Origin of the sequence: uncultured Polaribacter sp. (assembly GCF_947501385.1) — a bacterium.
In the GTDB taxonomy this organism is placed as follows: Bacteria; Bacteroidota; Bacteroidia; order Flavobacteriales; family Flavobacteriaceae; genus Polaribacter.
The window spans coordinates 60,892-79,443 of record NZ_CANMVP010000018.1 but is presented as its reverse complement, the minus strand read 5'-3'; the positions used below and the strand labels follow the sequence as shown (position 1 = coordinate 79,443).

Annotated in this window: 13 protein-coding genes; 10 read left to right on the top strand and 3 right to left on the bottom strand. The window is 31.9% G+C overall.

Annotated elements, in window-relative coordinates:
* Window positions 1-171: 171 nt before the first annotated feature.
* The 9 genes from bglX to Q0998_RS12660 all read left to right on the top strand — a co-directional run bounded on the left by bglX (window position 172) and on the right by Q0998_RS12660 (window position 13,362).
* The gene (gene bglX / locus Q0998_RS12700; RefSeq protein ID WP_299670344.1) at window positions 172-2,481 is read left to right on the top strand and encodes a beta-glucosidase BglX; all 2,310 of its coding nucleotides are present in this window, start codon (window positions 172-174) and stop codon (window positions 2,479-2,481) included.
* A gap of 73 nt (window positions 2,482-2,554) precedes the next feature.
* Complete coding sequence (locus Q0998_RS12695; protein WP_299670343.1) at window positions 2,555-3,754, top strand: hypothetical protein; 1,200 nt, start codon at window positions 2,555-2,557, stop codon at window positions 3,752-3,754.
* A 116-nt stretch (window positions 3,755-3,870) separates the two neighbouring features.
* Window positions 3,871-6,369: a type I DNA topoisomerase gene (topA, locus tag Q0998_RS12690; protein ID WP_299670342.1), complete on the top strand. Its 2,499-nt coding sequence runs from the start codon at window positions 3,871-3,873 to the stop codon at window positions 6,367-6,369.
* Window positions 6,370-6,407: 38 nt separating this feature from the next.
* Window positions 6,408-7,568 carry a formimidoylglutamase gene (locus tag Q0998_RS12685; protein WP_299670341.1) on the top strand — a complete coding sequence of 387 codons (1,161 nt, stop codon included), beginning with the start codon at window positions 6,408-6,410 and terminating at the stop codon, window positions 7,566-7,568.
* 105 nt (window positions 7,569-7,673) lie between these two features.
* Window positions 7,674-9,047: a gliding motility lipoprotein GldK gene (gldK, locus tag Q0998_RS12680; RefSeq protein ID WP_299670340.1), complete on the top strand. Its 1,374-nt coding sequence runs from the start codon at window positions 7,674-7,676 to the stop codon at window positions 9,045-9,047.
* Window positions 9,048-9,084: 37 nt separating this feature from the next.
* Complete coding sequence (gldL, locus tag Q0998_RS12675) at window positions 9,085-9,729, top strand: gliding motility protein GldL (protein WP_299670339.1); 645 nt, start codon at window positions 9,085-9,087, stop codon at window positions 9,727-9,729.
* Between the two features lie 43 nt (window positions 9,730-9,772).
* On the top strand, window positions 9,773-11,305 hold the full coding sequence (gene gldM / locus Q0998_RS12670; protein WP_299670338.1) for a gliding motility protein GldM: 1,533 nt from the start codon (window positions 9,773-9,775) through the stop codon (window positions 11,303-11,305).
* A gap of 15 nt (window positions 11,306-11,320) precedes the next feature.
* Entirely contained in the window at window positions 11,321-12,175 is an 855-nt protein-coding gene (gene gldN / locus Q0998_RS12665; protein ID WP_299670337.1) for a gliding motility protein GldN, read from the top strand.
* 134 nt (window positions 12,176-12,309) lie between these two features.
* Complete coding sequence (locus tag Q0998_RS12660) at window positions 12,310-13,362, top strand: FAD-binding oxidoreductase (RefSeq protein WP_299670336.1); 1,053 nt, start codon at window positions 12,310-12,312, stop codon at window positions 13,360-13,362.
* Here Q0998_RS12660 and Q0998_RS12655 read toward each other — a convergent pair.
* The 3 genes from Q0998_RS12655 to Q0998_RS12645 all read right to left on the bottom strand — a co-directional run bounded on the left by Q0998_RS12655 (window position 13,355) and on the right by Q0998_RS12645 (window position 16,496).
* Window positions 13,355-13,987: a response regulator transcription factor gene (locus Q0998_RS12655; protein WP_299670335.1), complete on the bottom strand. Its 633-nt coding sequence runs from the start codon at window positions 13,985-13,987 to the stop codon at window positions 13,355-13,357. The two genes, Q0998_RS12660 and Q0998_RS12655, sit on opposite strands and share 8 nt — an antisense overlap.
* Window positions 13,987-16,017: an ATP-binding protein gene (locus Q0998_RS12650; protein WP_299670334.1), complete on the bottom strand. Its 2,031-nt coding sequence runs from the start codon at window positions 16,015-16,017 to the stop codon at window positions 13,987-13,989. Before Q0998_RS12650 ends, Q0998_RS12655 begins: the two co-directional genes overlap by 1 nt.
* Before the next feature lie 104 nt (window positions 16,018-16,121).
* Window positions 16,122-16,496 carry a DUF983 domain-containing protein gene (locus tag Q0998_RS12645; protein ID WP_299670333.1) on the bottom strand — a complete coding sequence of 125 codons (375 nt, stop codon included), beginning with the start codon at window positions 16,494-16,496 and terminating at the stop codon, window positions 16,122-16,124.
* A gap of 50 nt (window positions 16,497-16,546) precedes the next feature.
* Here Q0998_RS12645 and Q0998_RS12640 point away from each other — a divergent pair, with 50 nt between their 5' ends.
* Complete coding sequence (locus Q0998_RS12640) at window positions 16,547-18,463, top strand: ATP-binding cassette domain-containing protein (RefSeq protein WP_299670332.1); 1,917 nt, start codon at window positions 16,547-16,549, stop codon at window positions 18,461-18,463.
* The last annotated feature ends 89 nt before the right edge of the window (window positions 18,464-18,552 follow it).

The window sequence follows — 18,552 nt, the reverse complement described above, 5'->3', positions numbered from 1 at the left end:
AAAGCCCATAGTTTTAGTTTGCAGACTAAAAAGTTTGCCCCCTGAAATTAGCTAAATTTAGTCACACTGTGTTGATTAATTTGTGAATTCATGGCTACAAAATTTATAGAAACTAAAACAACTGCAATAAAATTGCAGGGTTTTTAACCTTTAATTAGATAATAAATTAGAATGAGTAGAATAACATCATTTTTTATAGCAATCATAATCATTACAGTTACTTTTTTTAATTGCGAAGATTCAAAGAAACCAATGATAAAATCAAGTTTAGACCAACATATAGAACAGCAAGTAGATTCTGTTTTAAATCTGATGAATTTAGACGAGAAAATTGGTCAAATGGTGCAATATTCCGCAGGTTGGGATTTAACAGGGCCAGCATCGTCTAAAAGTGCACAGAGTAAATTAGATAAGATGAAGAAAGGATTGGTGGGTTCTGTTTTGAATGTGGTTTCTGTAAAAGAAGTACGTGAAGCACAAAGATTGGTTATGGAAAACTCCCGTCTTAAAATACCAATGATTTTTGCCTACGATGTGATTCACGGCCTAAAAACTATTTTTCCTGTTCCTTTAGCAGAAAGTGCAAGTTGGGATTTAGAGATTATAAAAAAATCGGCTTCAATTGCAGCAAAAGAATCTGCAGCTTCTGGTTTAAATTGGACGTTTGCACCGATGGTAGATGTTTCTAGAGATGCAAGGTGGGGAAGAATTATGGAAGGCGCTGGAGAAGACCCGTACTTAGGTTCTTTAATAGCTGTTGCACGTGTAAAAGGTTTTCAAGGAGATGATTTATCTAACAAGTATACAATTGCAGCTTGTGCAAAACATTTTGCAGGCTATGGTTTTGGTGAAGCTGGTAGAGATTACAATACCGTAACTGTCGGTGAATTTGAGTTGCACAATATGATTTTGCCGCCGTTTAAAGCCGTCGCAAAAGCTGGTGTAGCTACTTTTATGAACTCTTTTAATGATATTGATGGCATTCCTGCAACAGGACATAAACATCTTCAAAGGAAAATTTTAAAAGGAGATTGGGGTTGGAATGGTCTTGTAGTTTCAGATTGGGGTTCTATAGGAGAAATGAGGGCTCATGGTTTTGCAAAGGACAAAAAACAAGCAGCAGAAATTGCGTTGAATGCGGGGAGTGATATGGATATGGAGTCGTATGCGTATGAAGCTTATTTAGGGCAGTTATTAGAAGAAAATAAAATTTCTTTAAATCATATAGATGATGCTGTAAAACGTATTTTAAGATTAAAATTTCAGTTAGGTTTATTCGATGATCCTTATAAATATTGTGATGAAGAAAGAGAAAAAAAAGAAATCTATACCAAAGAACATCTAGAAATTGCAAGAGAAGCTGCAAAAAAATCTATTGTGCTGTTAAAAAATGAAAATGATATTTTGCCTGTATCTAAAAATGTAAAAAGTATTGCAGTTATTGGTCCTTTTGCAGACAATAAAAATCAACCTTTGGGAAATTGGAGAGCAAAAGGAAGGTACAATTCTGCAGTTTCCTTATTAGAAGGTGTCAAAGCAAAAGTGGGTGAAAACACAAAAGTATATTATGAAAAAGGGGTAGCATTAACCATTCCAACAGTAAAACCTGGTAAAAATCAATTTTTATATCCTTTAAAATTTAATACAGAAGATACCTCTGGAATTGCAAAAGCGGTTGCTGTAGCAAAAAAAGCGTCGATTGTTTTTTTAGCAATTGGTGAAGATGCTTACCAATCTGGCGAAGGAAGAAGTCAAACAAAAATAGGTTTTGCAGGTTTGCAAAATGAACTTTTAAAAGCTGTTTACAAAGTAAATAAAAATATTGTTTTGGTATTGTCTAACGGAAGACCCATGGATATTTCTAGAGCAAATGACATTTTACCAGCAATTTTAGTTACTTGGCATTTGGGTTCAGAATCGGGCAACGCAATTGCAGATGTGTTGTTTGGTGATTACAATCCGTCAGGAAAATTACCAGTTTCATTTCCCAGAAATGTAGGTCAAGAACCTTTGTATTACAATCAAAAAAACACGGGAAGGCCTTTTAATTCTAGACATGTAACGTATTCAGGATTTACAGATTCAAAAAAATCTGCTTTATATCCTTTTGGTTTTGGCTTGAGTTATGCTAATTTTTCTTATGATCATTTAAAGGTTGATAAAAATATAATGACTGCTGATGGCGAAATTTCACTTTCTGTAGAAGTCACAAATAATGGAAACGTAGCTGGTAAAGAAGTTGTACAACTCTATATAAGAGATCTAGTAGCAAGTATTGTAAGACCTGTAAAAGAATTGAAAGGTTTTAAAAAAATTATGCTGAAAGCAGGTGAAACAAAAACAGTTTCTTTTCAAATACATAAAGAGACACTTCAGTTTTACACAATCAATAGAAAGTGGGAAGTAGAATCAGGTGATTTTTATCTTTTTGTTGGTGGAAATTCTTCAACAAAATTGAAGCAAAAAATTACGGTTGAGTAGTAAAATCAAAAAAAGTACGCAACCTTTTCATACTTTTTGCATCTATATTGTAAACTCACAAAGCTATGAAGATATGAAGATCAAACTTTACCTAGGATTCCTGTTGGCAACACTTCTTTTTACCTCTTGTGATCATGATACTTACGAATTAGTAGACGTTTATACTCCAGAATATCTCTCTTTAGATATCTTTAGAGCTACTTCTGTAGAAATCTCAACGCCAAAAAATATTGAAAAATCTGGTAAAATATACGTTTATAAGAATTATGTTTTTGTAAATGATTTTCAAAAAGGAATACATATTATAGAAAACTCTAATCCAGAAAATCCCGTTAAAATAGGTTTTATTAAAGTTTTAGGAAATGCAGATATAGAAGTTAAAAACAACTATTTATATGCAGACAGTTATATGGATTTGATTGTTTTTGATATTTCTTCTATAGAAAATATTAAAATAGAAGCAAGACTTAAAAATGTATTTCCTCGTAATTTTGGTTTAGGATATGGATACAATGAAAATGGTATTATTACAGGATATAAAGTAACCAAAGAGTGGAGAAAAACGAGTGATTATGATTATTATTTAACAAATGATGCCCTTAATTTTAATTCAGAAGGTGGCACAGGTCAAGGAGGTTCTTTGGCAAGATTTAAAATTGTAAATGATTATTTGTATGCAGTAGATCAATCATCAATAAACGTTTTTGATATTAGCAATTTAAACACGCCTCAAGAGTTAGAAGATGTCTATGTAAATTTTGGGATAGAAACCATTTTTAACAGAGGCAATACGCTCTTTTTAGGAAGTACAAATGGCATGTATATCTATGATATTTCTTCTCCAGCATCTCCCGATTATGTGTCAGAATTACAACATGTAACTTCTTGTGATCCAGTTGTTGTAGATGGTGATTATGCGTATGTAACTTTGCGAGGCGGAAATAATTGTGGCGCCACAGAGAGTTCTTTAGAAATCATAGATATTTCTGATTTAAAAAATCCAACCTTAAAAGAACGGTATTTGATGGATAATCCTTACGGTTTAGGTGTAAAAGACGATTTTCTATTTATTTGCGATGGAACTTCTGGTTTAAAAGTTTACAATAAAAATAATATAGAAAATTTAGAGCTCTTACATACGTTTAAAAATATAAACGCTTTTGATGTTATTCCTACTGCTAATCAGCTTTTAATGATAGGAGATAGCGTTCTTTATCAATACACCTATTCGAATAACGGAATTCAACTTTTAAGTGAGTTTTCACTTCAATAAACCTGTTAAAATCGTTTAAAATTCGTCCAAACAATTTTTAATAAAAAAAAACTACATACTTTTGCAGTCAAAATCACGCAATTTAAACTGCGTTAATTACGACAAAAGAAAGATACATGGCAAAGAACTTAGTAATTGTAGAGTCACCAGCAAAAGCAAAAACCATAGAAAAGTTTCTTGGGAAAGATTTTCAAGTAGCATCTAGTTATGGACACATTGCAGACTTACCTTCTAAAGAACTAGGAATTGATGTAGATGGAGATTTTAGCCCAAAATATATCGTTTCAGATGATAAAAAACCAATTGTTAAGAAATTAAGAACCTTAGCAAAAAAAGCGGATATGGTTTGGTTAGCAAGTGATGAAGATAGAGAAGGAGAAGCAATTGCGTGGCATTTAAAAGAACAATTAGAATTAAAAGATGAAAATACAAAACGTATTGTTTTTCATGAAATTACAAAAAATGCCATTTTAAAAGCGGTCGAAAATCCTAGAGATATAGACTATAATATGGTAAATGCGCAACAAGCAAGAAGAGTTTTAGACAGATTGGTTGGGTATGAATTATCGCCTGTTTTATGGCGAAAAGTAAAAGGAGGCTTGTCTGCAGGAAGAGTACAATCTGTTGCAGTTCGTTTAATTGTAGAAAGAGAACGAAGTATTTTAGATTTTAAATCAGAAACACATTATAAAGTAGTTGCACAATTTTCTAATAACGAAGGAAAAACGTTTAAAGCAACCATCCCAAAGAATTTCGATACAAAAAAAGCCGCCGAAGATTTTTTAAAATCATGTGGGAAAGCAGATTTTTCAATTGCAGATTTAACAAAAAAGCCAGCAAAAAAATCACCAGCAGCACCTTTTACAACCTCTACCTTACAACAAGAAGCTTCTAGAAAATTAGGGTTTCCTGTAGGGAAGACCATGCAAGTTGCACAAAGGCTGTATGAAGCAGGTTTAATAACCTATATGAGAACAGATAGTGTAAACTTATCTGTAGATGCAAGAAATGCTGCCGAAGAAGAAATTAGTAATTATTACGGAAAAGAATACAGCAAACAGCGTGTTTTTAAGTCGAAAGCAAAAGGTGCACAAGAAGCCCATGAAGCCATTAGACCTACAAATATGAAAATGCATACGGTAGATACAGAATACGACCAAAATAGACTGTACGATTTAATTTGGAAAAGAACCTTGGCTTCTCAAATGAGTGATGCACAATTAGAACGTACCAACGTAAAAATTGAAAACTCAGAAAATTCAAAAATATTTACTGCAAACGGAGAAATGATCAAGTTTGAAGGTTTCTTAAAAGTATATTTAGAAGGAACAGATAATGAAGATGAAGAACAAGATGGTATGTTGCCAAATTTAAAAGTAGGTGAAAATTTAGACTATACTTTTATCAACGCAACACAACGTTTTACGAGTCCACCATACAGATTTACAGAAGCATCTTTAGTAAAACAATTAGAAGAATTAGGTATTGGAAGACCATCTACCTATGCACCAACAATTTCTACGGTTCAAAAAAGGGGGTATGTAGAAAAAGGACAAAATGAAGGAGTCGAAAGAGCATATCAACAATTAATTCTCTCTAACGGAAATGTAAGAAGTGAAACTTTGTCTGAAAAGACAGGTTCAGATAAAAATAAATTAGTGCCTACAGATATCGGGAATATTGTAAACGACTTTTTAGTAGCAAATTTCTCTAATATTTTAGATTTTGGTTTTACGGCAAAAGTGGAAAATTCTTTTGATGATATTTCTGAAGGAGAAGAAGATTGGATAGAAATGATCAAAGGTTTCTATACCAAATTTCATGACAATGTAGAAGATGTCAAAGAAAATGCGGAAAGAGAAAGTGGAGAACGTATTTTAGGAAAACACCCAGAATCTGGTAAAACAGTTTTAGTTCGTCTAGGAAAGTTCGGGCCCATTGCACAAATTGGTGCTCCAGAAGATGAAGAAAAATCATTTGCAAGCTTAAACAAAGATCAGAATTTAGGAACCATCACTATGGAAGAAGCTTTAGAGCTATTCTTGTTGCCAAAAACTTTAGGAACTTATGACGGTGAAGAAGTAATTGTTTCTAATGGACGTTTTGGACCTTATATTCGATTTGGAACTCTATTTGTTTCTTTAGATAAAGGCGAAAACCCAATGGAAGTAGATTTGCCAAGGGCAAAAGAATTAATTGTTGCTAAGCAAGAAGCAGATGCTCCAATTTGTCATTATGAAGATTTGCCTGTGCAAAAAGGTGTGGGACGTTTTGGTCCTTTTATCAAATGGAACTCAATGTTTATTAATGTTAGTAAAAAGTATGATTTTGATAATTTATCTGAAGAAGAAATTTCTGATTTAATAGAGATCAAAAAGCAGAAAGAAATAGATAAAGTGATTCATAATTGGGAAGATGTTGGGATTCGTATAGAAAAAGCAAGATGGGGACGTTTTAATGTACTGAAAGGTAAAATTAAAATAGAATTGCCTAAAACAACAGAAGTAGAAAAAATTTCGAAAGCAGAAGCTGTTAAAATGATAGAAGCCAAAACACCAAAGAAAAAAACAACAAAAAAGAAAACGACGGCAAAAAAAACTGCTAAAAAGAAATAATTTGTTAGTATATTGCATACTTTATTGACAAGAAATTAATGAACCTAGATTTTTTAACCCCTGTAAAAGATTCGGTTGTTGCACAATTGGTGCTGCAATCATCTATGTGTTTGGGTCAAAATATCCAAATTCATTCCTCTCAAAACGGCTTTCCCGAGCTAGAAAACGTTCAAATTGCAATTTTCGGTGTTCAAGAAGATAGAAATTCTCAAGACAATTTTGGTTGTGGAGAGCATTTGCATTTTATCAGAGAAAAATTATATCAATTATTCCCTGGAGATTGGCATACCAATATTGTTGATTTAGGCAATGTTAAAAAAGGAAATTCAGTTTCAGATACCTATTTTGCAGTCAAAGAAATTATTACTTCTTTGTTGAAAAAGAATATTATTCCAGTAATTATTGGTGGTGGTCAAGACATTACTTATGTAAATTATAGAGCCTATGATGCTTTAGAACAAACCGTAAATGTTACCGCAGTAGATAGTAGGTTCGACCTTGGTAATTTAGAAGAAGATTTAACGTCACAATCTTATTTGAGTAAAATAATCATGCAAGAACCCAACAACTTATTTAATTATTGCAATGTGGGGTATCAAACATATTTTAACTCTCAAGAAGAAATTCAACTTTTAGATACGTTGTTTTTTGATGGGTACAGATTAGGTAAATCAAAAGAATTAGAACATATAGAGCCCGCTTTTAGAGATGCAGATATTGTATCTATAGATATTGGTGCAATTAGACAAAGTGAAGCACCCGCAAATAATAATGCTTCTCCTAATGGTTTTTATGGCGAAGAAATTTGTGCAATTTCAAGATATGCGGGAATTAGTGATAAAGTATCATCATTTGGTATTTATGAGTACAATTCTAAACATGATAACAACCATCAAACCGCACATTTAATAGCGCAAATAATTTGGTATTTTATTGAAGGCGTTAATTTTAGAGTAAAAGATTATCCATTTTCTGGTAAAGAGAACTATCAGAAGTTTACTGTTTTGTTAGAAGATGATGAACCTTTAACCTTTTTTAAAAGTAATAAATCTGGAAGATGGTGGTTAGAAATAAACATTTTATCAAATAATAAATACAAAAGACATGCGTTAATACCATGTACATATAAAGACTATACAGAGGCAACAAAACAGATTATACCAGAGAAGTGGTATAAGGCGATGAAAAAAATGATGTAATTGCGTACAATTGAAAAATCAATACGTTAAAATGCGATTTCAACATTGTTTTTTAATAAAAAAAAGAATAGGTTTACGAACTTTTAGTTAAGATATATTTAGCATATGAAGAAAGCAGCAATATTTGCACTTTTAATAACGGTATTTTACAGTTGTGGCTCTAATGACAGAGGAGAACTGGTGGGTGTAAAAGTTAAAAAGAAGTGGTTTTCAGAAAAACCGTACGGCATGGCTTTAATACCAGGTGGTTCCTTTACCATGGGTAAACAAGATCAGGATATTATTGGTACTATGAACGCACCCACAAAAACGGTTACTGTTAGACCATATTTTATGGACGAAACAGAAATAACCAACAATGAGTACAAAGAATTTGTACATTGGGTTAGAGACTCTATTGTAAGAACACGATTGGGCTATCAAGCAGAATTTGCAGCCTTAGGTTCTACTCCAAATGCAGATGGAACGCCGCTTTCTGGTGGCATTCATGACTACGCTTTTGCAACCGTAGATACAACAGATGCAACACCCTATCAAAAATACATGTATGAGAATTATTGGAGTCTAGGAGACGGAATAGATTCTATATTGCCATTAGATTGGAGTACTGATTTGGTTTGGAAAAAACAAGAATTCCCGGATGTAGATTATGTAGAGGTGATGGATTCTCTTTTTATTAGTAGAGAAAACGCTGTAGACGGTATTAGAACATTCAACACAAAATTTTTAAAATATAGATATTCTAGATTCGATAGAGACAATGCTGCAAGAAAAGGTGGCGATAGAAAGGATTTTGTTGAAACAGAAGTTATCAAGATCTATCCAGATACTACTGTATGGGTAAAAGATTTTAATTATTCTTATAACGATCCAATGCATCAAGATTATTTTGACCATCAATCTTATGGAGATTATCCTGTGGTTGGTGTTACTTGGGGACAAGCAAATGCTTTCTGTAATTGGAGAACAAAAAAGAAAAATGATTATTTAAGAGGAAGAAAAAATGGTACGCAAGTTCCAGATTTTAGATTGCCAACAGAAGCAGAATGGGAATATGCGGCAAGAGGTGGTTTAGAATTTGCAACCTACCCTTGGGGAACTGGAAGCACTACGAGTGATAGGGGTTGTTTCTTAGCAAACTTTAAACCCGTAAGAGGTAATTATGCTGTGGATGGCGCTTTGTATACTATGGAAGCAAAATCTTTTAATGCAAACGATTATGGTTTGTACAATATGGCAGGTAATGTTTCTGAGTGGACAAACACGGCGTACAACCTATCTTCCTACTATATGGCTTCTACAATGAATCCGAATGTAGAAGACAGAAAAAACAAACGTAAAATTATACGTGGTGGATCTTGGAAAGATGTCGCGTATTTTTTAGAAGTAGGATCTAGAGATTTCGAATATGCAGATACCGCAAGAAGTTATATTGGTTTTAGAACCGTACAAAATTACATTGGAACAACTAACAAATAAATAAATTTAAAACCCCCTAAAAAAAGACATTAATATTATGGCACAATCAAGAGCATACAAAAGATCAATGAATTTCGTTTACGGAATGGGAGCGGCAGTAGTAATTATTGGAGCCCTATTTAAAATTCAACATTTTTCTATAGGACCATTAACGGGAGGCGTTATGTTAACAATTGGATTGTTAGTAGAAGCGGCCGTATTTGCAATTTCAGCGTTTGACACTCCAGAAGACGATTTAGATTGGTCTAAAGTGTATCCTGAATTAGCAGGTGATGGTTTTTCATCAGAAAAAGAGCAAAAGAAATTAGGTGCAGATGGTATGTTATCTCAGAAATTAGATAATCTATTGCAAGAAGCTAAAATAGACTCTAGTTTAATGGAAAGTTTAGGTTCTAGTATGAAAAACTTTCAACATGCAGCAGAAGGTTTGTCTGCAGCATCAGAATCTGTAACATCCACAAATAAGTACAATGAAGAAATGTCTAAGGCAGCACTTCAAATGGAATCTTTAAATAATTTATACAGGGTTCAAGTAGAAAACACCAGTAAGCAAGCAGAATTAAATAGCGCTGTAGTAGAAAATACAGAGAATTTAAAAGAGCAAATGGCGGCATTGGCAAATAATATGTCTTCTTTAAACGGTGTTTACGGGAACATGCTTTCAGCAATGTCTAGTAAATAATAATTAGTTACATAAAATATAAAAACTTAAAAAACTAATTAGAATGGCAGGAGGAAAAATGTCCGCAAGGCAAAAGATGATTAACTTGATGTATCTTGTATTTATTGCAATGTTAGCAATGAATATGAGTAAAGAGGTACTTTCAGCTTTTGGCTTTATGAATGCAGAAATTGTTATTAGCAATAATGCAACGACAAAGAAAAACAAATTAAATTACGAAGGCTTAGCTTTAAAAGCAGACGATCAACCAGAAAAATTTAGACCTTTACACGAAAAGGCAAAGGAAATAAAAAATGCTTCCTCTAGTTTTTATTCATACTTAGCAGCACTGAAAAGTAAAATGACTGCTGATATTGAAGATAAAACGGACTATGAGGCAATGGATAAGACAGATTTTCTAGACAATTATTTCTTTAAAGGTGATAATTATACAAAAGAAGGTCAAGAATTTGTAGATAATATAGAAAACTATAGAGAAAAAGTAATTACAACTTTAGGCCCTGATTTTGAGAGTATCAACGAAAGAACAAGGTTTAGATTTAATACAACATCAGATAATAAACAAGATTGGTTAGACAGACGTTATAAAGGTTTTCCTTTAGTGGCTTCTCTAACAAATGTTACTCAGTTGCAAGCTAATATTAAAAACACAGAAAGTGATGTGTTAAATGCTCTTTTAGGAGGACAATTAGAAGCAGATAGTAAGTTAACAACTAATAACTATAAGGGAATTGTATCTTTAAATAAAACAGCTTATTTTGCTGGTGAAAAGGTTACAGGGCAAGTTGTTTTAGGTAGGTATGATTCGAATTTAGTACCAACAAAAGTTACTTTAAATGGTAGAGACATTACTAATAGCGTTCAAAACGGACAAGTAATGTTAAACATGCCTGCTGGTAATGTTGGCGAGAAAACGATTAAGGGAGTTATTACTTTTATGCAAGATGGAAAAGAAGAACCTATTCCTTTTGAAAGTAAATATTCAGTAATTGCAGAACCAAGTAGTGCTGTTGTTTCCGCTGATAAAATGAATGTTGTGTATAGAGGTTTAGACAATCCTATTTCTGTTTCATTACCTGGTGTTAGTGATAGTAATTTAAAAGTTTCTGCTGCTGGAGGTAGACTTTCTGGTAAAGGAAGTAAGTATAGTTTAAGACCTGGAGCTGCAAATACTATAAAAATAAATGTTAGTGCTAAATTGAGTAGCGGTAATACTGTCAATTCAAGCAAAACATTTAGAGTTAAAGATATTCCTGCAGCAATGGCTTCTGCGCGTGGTCAATATGGTGTTGTTAGAATGCCGAAATCAAGTTTAGGGAATACTCCAATAGGAGCGGGTTTACCAGACTTTGTATTCGATTTACAGTTAAAAGTAAATAGTTTTAAAGTTAAAGTGCCTGGACAAGTAACAGTCTTAGTAACAGGTAAAACGTTTAATGCACAAGCTAAAAAGGCGTTATCAAAAGCTAGAAGAGGAGATGTAATTACTATCTATGATGTAATTGCAACAATTATTGGTAATTCATCTTATAAATTGAAAAAAGTTTTACCAGTAAGTATAGAGTTAACAAACTAGAAAATAAACATAGTTATGATTAGAAATTGTGTAGTACTATTTTTCGCTATAATAACTACAGGTTTGGTAAATGCACAAGCAAATTTACTGAATGCAAAATCTGTAAATGAAATCGGTGTAAAAAGCGACCAGCAATTAGCTGCAGATAATGACGCACCACTTCCTTATGGTTACGTAGATGATAGAGATATCTTATGGTCTAAAGTGGTCTGGGAATTTGTAGATTTAAATCAAAAAATAAACCTGCCTTACTATTTCCCAATAGATACCGCAAATATTTCTTCAGACAGAAGATCTTTGTTTGATACTTTAATCAAAGGAATTAAACAAGGTAAAATAACAGAAGCGTATTCAGATTCTTTTTTTACCTCTAAAATTACGCAAGATGAGATTGACCAACGTTTGGTGAATGTACGTGAAGAAAATGGGTATTCAGATACCTTTAGAATTCAAACGGAAGATGTTGCCGGTTATATGTTAAAAGGAATGTGGTATTTTGACAAGCGTCAAGGTGAATTAAAATACAGAATGCTGGCAATAGCGCCCATGGGAAAAGATGTGCAAACCTTAGGTGTTCAGGAAATTGAAGACGAAGAATTGTATGAACTATTTTGGATTTTCTTTCCATCCGCCAGAGGTGTTTTACATGATGCAAAGGTTTTTAATCCAAAAAATGCAGCACAGCCAATTTCTTTTGATCATTTATTAAACGCAAGAAGATTTAGTTCTACCATTGTTAGAGAAGAAAATATTTACGGAAACAGAGCCATAGAAGACTATGTTAGAGGTAATTCTTTATTTCAATTATTAGAAGCGAATAAGATTAAAGAAGATATTAGAAATAGAGAAATAGATATGTGGAATTATTAAACTCTAATTTCTAAAAAGAAAATAGAAACGTTTGTGAAAGCAAACGTTTTTTTTATTCTTCAAACTAGCCGAATCTATTTGGTAAACTTTAAGAAAAGCTAGAATTTATACACAAACTTAATTATTTTTACCAGATGAAAGTAGACTATATCATTGTCGGTTTAGGATTGGCAGGTTTGGCATTTGTTGAAGCGTTGATCGCAGCAAATAAAACATTTATTGTATTTGAGGACGATTCTCAAACATCTTCTTTGGTTGCTGGTGGCGTTTACAATCCTGTTATTCTCAAAAGATTTTCGCCAGTTTGGAATGCGAAAGAACAATTGGCAGTAGCGCTTCCTTTTTATGAAAGCTTAGAAAAAAAATTCAACTTAAAGTTTGATGAAAAATTTCTTATCAAAAAAGTGTTTAAATCCATAGCAGACCAAAACAATTGGTTTGCTGCCTTTGACAAACCAACAGTAGCTCCTTTTTTAGATGCAAAGTTAGACAAAGAAAACTATTCGGGTGTTATAGCAGATTATCATTTCGGAAATGTAAATGAGGCAGGTAGAATAGATACGCATAAATTGGTAGCAACCTATAGAAAGTATTTACAAGAAAATAATTGGATTCGATTTGAGAAATTCAATCATAAGAACATTGTCTTTAAAACTAATTCAGTTGAATACCAAGATTTAGAGGCAACTAAAATAGTATTTGCAGAAGGTTTTGGATTAAAAGAAAATCCGTATTTCAATCATTTGCCATTAGAAGAGGTAAAAGGTGAAATCATTACAATTCATGCGCCAGAATTAGAAATTGACTTTCTTTTAAAATCGACTTTATTTGTATTGCCGCTAGGAGATCATCTTTACAAAGTGGGCGCTACTTTTAATCATGCAGATAAAACTTCTCAACCTTCAAAAGAAGGAAAAGAAGAATTGGTAGAAAAACTCAAAAAAGTAATTTCGGTTCCTTATAAAATTGTAGCCCAAACAGCAGGAATAAGACCTGCCGTAAAAGACAGGAGACCAATGGTTGGAATTCATGAACAATACCTTCAATTATGTGTTTTAAATGGTCTAGGAACGCGTGGGGTGATGATTGCACCCACCGTGGCTAAAAATCTATTCAACCATATTGAAAATAACGAATTATTAGATACAGAAATAGATATCAAAAGGTTTCAAAATACGGTTAGCTAAAAAGATGCTTATTTTTTAAGACCCAAGTTAAAAGCGCACCGGTTTCATGAGCAATATCTAATTTTAGGATGATTCTACTTCTGTGTTTTTCTACAGTTCTTGGCGAAATAAATAGTAAATGACCAATTTCTTTATTTGTTTTATGTTGTGCAATTAATTTTATGATTCGCTTTTCTGATGTGGTAAGTGAATTTAAAACTGAATTAGATTCTTCTGTAAAACCAATGTGTTTTTTAAGCTCTTTACTAAAGTAAGGAATGTTATTTGAAACAGATTCTATACAGGTTTCTATTTCATCTAAAGCAAATTCTTTTAAAATGTATCCGAAAACACCCACCTTTTTTGCCAATAAATATAGATCTATTTCCTTATGAAGTGTAATTAAAACAATCTTTGTAGCTACTTTATGCTTTGCACAATGTTTGGCAATCTCAATACCAGTCTTTAAAGGCATTTCTATATCTAAGATAGCAATATCTGGTGTGTTTTTTAAAATAAAGTTTAAAGCATCTTGTCCATTAGTAGCCTTTCCAATGACATTAAAGCGCTTTGCGATCAAAAGTTCTTCTAAGCCTTTTAATAATAAAGGATGATCATCTGCTATAAAAATTTCTAAATTTCTCATTACTTAGAAAATTGAATCGTAAATGTTGTGCCTTGACTTTTTACAGAATCAATTTTTAAGGTACCGTTTAAGAATTTGACCCTTTCTTTGATGGTTTTTAACCCAAGACTTTTAAAATCATTATACTTTTCAGAAAAATCGAAACCAATACCATTGTCTTTTATAGAAATTACAATGTTATTTTTATTATTTATTACATTCACTTTGGCAGAATCTGCATTGGCATGTTTTATAATATTAGACAAACATTCTTGTACAATTCGAAATACATTTACTTCTTTCTCTTTAGGTAAGATATTTTTAATATCATCGATATTGCCAAAAATATAGGTGTTTTCATAGCTTTCATCTAGTTGAAGAATTAAGTTTTCTAAAGCTCTAGAAATCCCAATATCTTCTAATTGAAAAGGATGTAAAACGCGGGCAATACTTCTCATTTCCTCAATTGCATTATTCACCAACTCTTTCGTTTTAGCATCGCTTTTTAAAGCAACTTTATTTTTAATTAACAATAAACTCTGTCCTAAACTATCGTGTAAATCTTTAGAAATACGTTTTCTTTCCTCTTCTTGAGAAATCAACAAGTTTTGAGAATATTCTTCTTGCATTTTCTTTTTCTTTAAGGCTTGTTGTTTATTTCGATACAAGTAAAAAATAAAAAATAGAAGCGCAACGGAAACACTGCCAAATAATAGCAAACGGCGTTTTGCTTCATTCTCTTTTGCTAATGAATTGATAGAGGCCTTTTGTTCTGATATTTCTTTTTCTTGACGTTCTGTCTCGTAAAGTGTCTGATAATAACTTAGTGCATTTGTTTTGGTAACGCTAAAAATAGAATCTTTAATTTTAGAATAGGTTTTAAAAGAACTTAGCGCAAGTTTTTGGTTTCCTATTTCAGTATAAATATCAGAAAGGAGTTCACTGCTATTCATAATTCCGTTAACATTTGCATTTTTTCGAAATAGTTTGTAAGATTTTTTTGCAAAAACCAAAGCTTCTTCATATTTTGATAAGGCAAATAAATACCGTGCTTTTGCCTTGTAAAACTCTGCAGCAAAAGAGGCGTTTTTATCAATTTTATTATAATAAGGGGTTGCTTCTTCTAAGTATTTTTTTGCTTTACCAATGTCTTTACTTTTGGCATAAAAACTAATCAAACTGCTTTTAATTACCAAAGCATGATATGTGGGTAAATCTTTATCTTTAATTAGAGCTATAGCTTCATTTGCTTTTAAAAGAAACGCTTCTTGCTTTTGTAAACTATCTAATTTTTTATAGTTTAAAGATTGATTATAGTATTCTACATAAAGACCAGAGGAAAAGTTTTCTGCAATTCTTTTTTTAATTAACTTTTCTCTTTCTTCAATTGTTTTTTGGTTAAAACCATTTGCGCCATAGACATTTATAATACCTCCTAAAGAATAATTCATATATTCTTTATCGCCTAAAAGGTCATAATATTTTGCCGATAACCGATAATCTTCAATAGCCTTTAAAAATTGTCCATTGTCAAAATACTCATGTGCTCTAAATTGAAGCGCATCTGCTTTATGTATAGAATCTTTACTATTATCTTGATAACTGTTGATTGCTAAGGTGAAGTTTTCAATAGATTTTAAATAGTCTTTAGTGGCAGAATAAGCACCTGCTTTCTTTTGATAAATTCCACCAATCAAATAAGAATTGGTAACTTTATCTTTGTATTGCTCAACTTTTTCAATTAAAGTAAGTGCGCGTTTTCTCTGGTTTAAACCAGCATTTATATTGTGAAATCCTCTAATTGCAAACTTTATGGCATCATCATATCTTTCTAACTGTATCGCTAAATCTACATATTGTTCTGTTCTATCGGCAAATTTAGTAAGGTTTTTTTGATTGCCAACATTATGAATTAAACTGTCTAAAGCAGCCAGTTTTAATTCACTATTTTTAGTTGTATCGATTATTTTTTGATAATAATCTTCATTTTTTTGAGCGTATAGCTCACTACAGAAAAATAACAAAAATATAATTTTACATAAAATTTTCATTAATGGGGAATATTATAGAATAGGGCTAGTTATTCGCAAATATATTGGTAATTATATTTTTTCTTGCTATTTATATAAAAAAATAACTAATTGGTTGTCAAATGTTACGATTTCTTATAGCTTACAAACATATTTATCCATACCATTCTAGACAATCTTAAATTTAGAGGAGCTAAAACAATCAAAGCAAGAAGTATTGCAGCAAAAGACTGTAACAAAGTAAAGTTGAATACTAAAGAAGAAATTAAAAAAGTAATGACAGAAAGCGCTACAGTAATGCCATAATTTACATACATGGCGCCATAAAAAAAGGAAGGTTCTATCATGTATTTTAAATTGCAATTCGGGCAATTTTTGTGTAATTGTGTAATTTTTGATGGATGAAAAGTAAATTGATATTTAAAAAAATCACCTTCGTGACATCTTGGACATTTTCCATTTACAACACTGTATATTTTTGTCCCTTTTTTAAACAACATAACTCTATTTTTTTAAGTAGCTTTGCGCCTTACAAATTTACAAAAATTACATGTTAAACGTACATAATTTAACGGTTTCCTTTATGGGAACTGAATTGTTTTCTGGCATCACTTTTAAATTGAATAAAGGAGATAGAATTGGACTGATTGGAAAAAACGGAGCAGGAAAATCTACTTTATTAAAAGTGCTTTCTAAAGACATCGAAAGCAGTGGCGGTACCATGGCTTTTGATAAGGATGTACAAATGGGTTTTTTAAGACAAGATATCGATTTTGTAGAAGGAAGAACCATTTTAGAAGAAGCCTACCAAGCTTTTGAAGAAATTAAAGAAATTGAGCTTCAGTTAGATGAGATTAATGAACAATTAGCAACTAGAACCGACTATGAAAGCGAAGCTTACAGTCAGTTAATTATAGATTTAACAGATAAAACAGAACGTTATGAACTTTTGGGAGGGTATAACTATCAAGGAGATACAGAAAAGATTTTACAAGGTCTTGGGTTTCAAAGAGAAGATTTTGACAAACTTACAGATACCTTTTCTGGAGGTTGGAGAATGCGTATTGAATTGGCAAAATTATTACTTCAAAACAATGATATTCTATTATTAGATGAGCCAACAAACCACTTAGATATAGAATCTATTATTTGGTTAGAAAACTTTTTAAAAGCATATTCTGGGGCAATTGTATTGGTGTCGCATGATAAAATGTTTTTAGACAATGTAACCAATAGAACCATAGAAATTTCTTTAGGTCAGATTTACGATTATAAAAAACCCTATTCAGAATTTTTATTATTAAGAGGAGAAATTAAAGAAAAGCAACTACAAGCTCAGAAAAATCAAGAAAAAGAAATAAAGCAAAAACAACACTTAATAAACAAGTTTAAGGCAAAAGCAAGTAAAGCTTCTATGGCGCAATCTTTAATGAAACAACTAGATAAGGTTGAGTTGATTGAAGTTGATCAAGATGATAATCAAGCCATGAACGTGCGTTTTAACATTTCTAAAGAACCTGGTAAAATTATTGTGGAAGCAGAGAATCTTTGTAAAAGCTATGGTGACAAAACAGTGCTAGAAAATGTTGATTTACTCATTGAAAGAAATAGTAAGATTGCTTTTGTAGGTCAAAACGGACAAGGTAAATCTACTTTGGCAAAAATGATGGTGGGTGAAATTCCTTTTGAAGGACATCTAAAACTAGGTCATAATGTAGAAGTTGGGTATTTTGCTCAAAATCAATCGGAACATTTACCGCCAGAAAAAACCGTTTTACAAATCATGGAAGATGCTGCCTCAGATTCTAACAGAGCAAGAGTTCGAGACATGTTAGGTTCTTTTTTGTTTGGTGGAGATGCAGCAGATAAAAAAGCAAAAGTACTTTCTGGAGGAGAAAGAAACCGATTGGCATTGTGTAAATTATTATTATCACCTTTTAACGTGTTGATAATGGATGAGCCAACAAACCACTTAGATATTGCTTCTAAAAATGTTTTAAAAGAAGCCTTACATAATTTTAATGGAACCTTAATTTTAGTTTCTCATGATCGTGATTTCTTACAAGGATTAACCTCTACCGTGTATGGTTTTAAAGACAGAGAAATTAAAGAATATTTGGGTGATATTGATTATTTCTTAGAGCAACATAAAATTGAAAATCTACGAGAAGCAGAAAAAAGAACCGTTGTAAAAGTTGATAAAACTTCCAATAAAAAAGAGGCACACCAAATGTCTAGAGAGCAAGAAAAGGAGCTAAAAAAGCTAAATAATAAGCTGTCTAAAATTGAATCTGAAATTGCCGATTTAGAAAAAGAAATCGAAAAAATAGATTTAGAATTAGCTAATAATTATGACGAAGTTGCTGCAAGACCTAACTTTTTCTCAACATACAAAGCGAAGAAATCAAAATTAGATACTTTAATGGAACAGTGGGAAAAGGTAGAAGCTGAAGTTTCTAACTATTAGTAATTTAAGTTTTCTTAACGATTTTCCCTCGAGCATTACTGAAATGAAAATATATTTTCATTGAAAGTAGCTAGTAAAGCTATCGAGAG

Coding starts and splice junctions, on each gene's coding strand:
- Q0998_RS12650 (WP_299670334.1), bottom strand. CDS start 16,017: ATGAAAATTTTATGTAAAATTATATTTTTGTTATTTTTCTGTAGTGAG.
- Q0998_RS12660 (WP_299670336.1), top strand. CDS start 12,310: ATGAAAGTAGACTATATCATTGTCGGTTTAGGATTGGCAGGTTTGGCA.
- gldK (WP_299670340.1), top strand. CDS start 7,674: ATGAAGAAAGCAGCAATATTTGCACTTTTAATAACGGTATTTTACAGT.
- Q0998_RS12695 (WP_299670343.1), top strand. CDS start 2,555: ATGAAGATCAAACTTTACCTAGGATTCCTGTTGGCAACACTTCTTTTT.
- Q0998_RS12645 (WP_299670333.1), bottom strand. CDS start 16,496: ATGTTGTTTAAAAAAGGGACAAAAATATACAGTGTTGTAAATGGAAAA.
- Q0998_RS12640 (WP_299670332.1), top strand. CDS start 16,547: ATGTTAAACGTACATAATTTAACGGTTTCCTTTATGGGAACTGAATTG.
- bglX (WP_299670344.1), top strand. CDS start 172: ATGAGTAGAATAACATCATTTTTTATAGCAATCATAATCATTACAGTT.
- Q0998_RS12655 (WP_299670335.1), bottom strand. CDS start 13,987: ATGAGAAATTTAGAAATTTTTATAGCAGATGATCATCCTTTATTATTA.
- topA (WP_299670342.1), top strand. CDS start 3,871: ATGGCAAAGAACTTAGTAATTGTAGAGTCACCAGCAAAAGCAAAAACC.
- gldM (WP_299670338.1), top strand. CDS start 9,773: ATGGCAGGAGGAAAAATGTCCGCAAGGCAAAAGATGATTAACTTGATG.
- gldL (WP_299670339.1), top strand. CDS start 9,085: ATGGCACAATCAAGAGCATACAAAAGATCAATGAATTTCGTTTACGGA.
- Q0998_RS12685 (WP_299670341.1), top strand. CDS start 6,408: ATGAACCTAGATTTTTTAACCCCTGTAAAAGATTCGGTTGTTGCACAA.
- gldN (WP_299670337.1), top strand. CDS start 11,321: ATGATTAGAAATTGTGTAGTACTATTTTTCGCTATAATAACTACAGGT.